Origin of the sequence: Polaromonas sp. YR568 (genome assembly GCF_943369675.1) — a bacterium.
Taxonomy (GTDB): Bacteria; Pseudomonadota; Gammaproteobacteria; order Burkholderiales; family Burkholderiaceae_C; genus Polaromonas.
In genome coordinates, this window is the sequence record NZ_CALROB020000098.1 from 1 (window position 1) to 3,366 (window position 3,366).

The 3,366-nt window shown below is 63.5% G+C and carries 3 protein-coding genes; all 3 read left to right on the top strand.

The window, feature by feature from the left end:
• On the top strand, positions 1-444 hold a 444-nt coding region (locus ACLV8F_RS24780), incomplete at its 5' end, for a chemotaxis protein CheW (protein WP_411886855.1).
• A 62-nt stretch (positions 445-506) separates the two neighbouring features.
• Positions 507-2,213, top strand: a complete 1,707-nt coding sequence (locus ACLV8F_RS24785; protein ID WP_411886856.1) for a methyl-accepting chemotaxis protein — start codon at positions 507-509, stop codon at positions 2,211-2,213.
• A gap of 71 nt (positions 2,214-2,284) precedes the next feature.
• Positions 2,285-3,366 (top strand): MCP four helix bundle domain-containing protein (locus ACLV8F_RS24790; protein ID WP_411886857.1); only part of this gene is annotated, 1,082 nt, incomplete at its 3' end.

Genomic DNA, 3,366 nt, shown 5'->3' on the forward strand with positions numbered 1-3,366 from the left:
GAGTTCCTGGCTTTCACTTTGGGCCAGGAAGAGTACGGCGTGGACATCCAGAAAGTGCAGGAGCTGCGCGGTTACGACACGGTGACGCGCATCGCCAATGCGCCCGAACACATCAAGGGTGTGGTCAACCTGCGCGGCATCATCGTGCCCATCGTGGACATGCGCATCAAGTTCAACCTGGGCACGCCCAGCTACGACCAGTTCACGGTGGTGATCATCCTGAACATCGCCAGCCGTGTGATGGGCATGGTGGTGGACAGTGTCTCCGACGTGATCACGCTGAACCCCGAACAGGTGCGCCCGGCGCCCGAGATGGGCGCGCTTCTGGACACCGAATACCTGATCGGCCTGGGCACGCTGGACGAACGCATGCTGATCCTGGTCGACATCGACAAGCTCATGTCCAGCGCCGACATGGCGCTGATCGAGCGCGCCACGCTTTAAGCAAGCCCCGGCCGCCCCACGCAAGACAAGCACGCACTACTACTACTACTACAGGCAAAACCATGTCATTCACCAACCTCAAAATAGGGACGCGCCTGGGCTCGGGCTTTTTCCTGGTCCTGCTTCTGCTGGCGGTGATCGCCGGCGTTGGCTTGCGGGCAATGTCGGACGTCCAGGACCGGATGACCGACATCGTGGAAGGCAACAACGTGAAGAACTTCGCGGCCAATGAGATGGTGGACAACTTTCGCGACATCGCTTTGATCGTGAGCACCGTGGTGCTGCTGGACGACGAGTCCGCCATCCACGACCAGAAAAACAAGCTGACGGTGGCGCGCGAGAAATACGGCAAAGCCAAAAAAGTACTGCTCGACGCCTCCCTGGACGACAAGGAAAAGGCGTTGATGGACAAGCTGGACCAGTCGATCAAGGTGGCGTCGCCGCTGGTGAACAAGGTGGTCGAGCTGGGCACGCAAAACAAGAATGCGGACGCGACGGCGCTCATGATGAGCGAGTCGGGGCCGGCGACGCGCAAGGCCATTGCGGTCATCGATGAAATCGTCAACTACGAGCGCGAGCTGTCCCGCAAGTCCTTTGACGACGCCACGGACGAATACCGCCGCTCACGCACGCTGATGCTGGCGCTGGCCGGCCTGGCGATCGCGCTGGGCGGTGCGGGCGCCTGGTTCATCACCCGCTCCATCACGCAGCCCATCAACGGCGCGGTGAAGATCGCCCAGACGGTGGCCGCCGGCGACCTGACCAGCCGCATTGAAGTCACCAGCAAGGACGAAACGGGCCAGCTGATGCAGGCCCTGAAAGACATGAACGACAGCCTGGTGGGCATCGTCGGCAATGTGCGCAGCGGCACCGACACCATCGCCACCGCGTCCAGCCAGATCGCCGCGGGCAACCACGATTTGTCTTCGCGCACCGAAGAGCAGGCCAGCTCGCTGGAAGAAACCGCCGCTTCGATGGAAGAGCTGACCGGCACCGTCAAGCAGAATGCCGACAACGCGCGGCAGGCCAACCAGTTGGCCGTCTCCGCCTCCAGCGTCGCCGTCAAGGGTGGCAGCGTGGTCGCCGAAGTGGTCGGCACCATGGACGCCATCAATGCGTCCTCGCGCAAGATCGTCGACATCATCGGCGTCATCGACGGGATCGCCTTCCAGACCAACATCCTGGCGTTGAATGCCGCTGTTGAAGCTGCACGGGCCGGTGAACAAGGCCGCGGCTTTGCCGTGGTCGCCGCCGAAGTCCGAAGCCTGGCGCAGCGCAGTGCCGCCGCTGCGAAAGAAATCAAGACGCTCATTGGCGATTCCGTCGACAAGGTCGAGGAAGGCAGCAAACAGGTGGCGGAAGCCGGCAAGACCATGGACGAGATCGTCGACAGCGTCAAACGCGTGACCGACATCATGGCCGAGATCACGGCCGCGAGCCAGGAGCAGACGGCCGGCATCGAACAGGTCAGCCAGGCGATTACGCAGATGGACCAGGTCACGCAGCAAAATGCCGCGCTGGTCGAAGAAGCCGCTGCCGCGGCGTCGTCGCTGCAGGAGCAGGCCGCCAACCTGTCGCAGGTGGTGAGTGTGTTCCGCGTAGAAGGCGCCGACGTGCAAGCCCACGCGCCGCAACGCCCGGCCACGCGCCCGGCCGCGGCCCCCCGGCAACCGCCCAAGGCACGGCAGGCGATTGAGGCGCCGCAGCGCAAGCCCGCTGCCGCAACCGGCGAGCTGGCCATGGCCGGCGGAAGCTGGGAAACGTTTTAAGCCGCTCCCGGAAATTTGAAGCGCCCGCACAACCGGCCTTGATCAACCCCCGTTTTTTGAAAATTTGCATCATGACACTCAACAACATCAAGGTCGGCACCCGCCTGGCGCTGGCTTTCGGCCTGATTCTTTTGATCATGGCGGGTATTTCCGCCATCGGTGTCTGGCGCCTGCAGGGCCTGGCCGAAACCACGCGCCGGATAGGCACCGTCGACAACGACACACTCAAGATGGCCATGCAATGGCGCCAGAGCATTGACACCAACTGGGTGCGCACGCGTGCCTCGGTGCTGGACGCCGACACCAGCCGCCTGAAGATGTGGCAGGCCGAGATGGACAAGTCGTCGGAAGCATCGCTGGCCCAGCGCAAGGATATGCTGCCCGTGATCCAGGAGGAAGCGGAGGGTAAAAAACTCGTCGACAGCATCGACGTCGCGCGTGAGGCCTACCGCGGCCCGCGCAGCGCCATGCTGAAAAAAAGACAGGCCGGGGAAGACGTCGCCGCCACGCTGGAGCGCGATCTCAAGCCGCTGGCCGAAACCTACAGCGGCAGCATCCAGAAACTCGAGGACTACCTGCAAAAACGCTATGACGCCTCGCTGGCGCAGGCGGAAGACAATGCGGCCCAGGGTCGGCTGATCCTCATCGTCGGCTCGGTGCTGGCCTTGCTGCTGGGCGCGGCCGCGGCTTTTGTGCTGACGCGTTCCATCACCGGCCCGCTGATGCAAGCCTCGCGCAGCGCGCGCTTTATCGCCGACGGCGACCTGACCCAGCCGATTGACAGCACGGGCAAGGATGAAGCAGCCGAATTGCTGCAGGCCCTGAAGACCATGCAAGCCAACCTGGTCGGCATCGTCGGCAATGTGCGCGCCGGCACCGACACCATCGCCACCGCGTCCAGCCAGATCGCCGCCGGCAACCATGATTTATCCTCGCGTACCGAGCAGCAGGCCAGCTCGCTGGAAGAAACCGCGGCCTCAATGGAAGAGCTTACGTCCACCGTGAAACAGAATGCCGACAACGCGCGGCAGGCCAACCAGCTCGCGGTCTCCGCCTCCAGCGTCGCCGTCAAGGGCGGCAGCGTGGTGGCCGAGGTGGTCGGCACCATGGGCGCCATCAATGCGTCGTCCAGGAAGATCGTCGACATCATCGG

Excerpts from the sequence above, each read along its gene's own strand:
- ACLV8F_RS24785 (WP_411886856.1), top strand. The coding sequence starts at position 507 with ATGTCATTCACCAACCTCAAAATAGGGACGCGCCTGGGCTCGGGCTTT.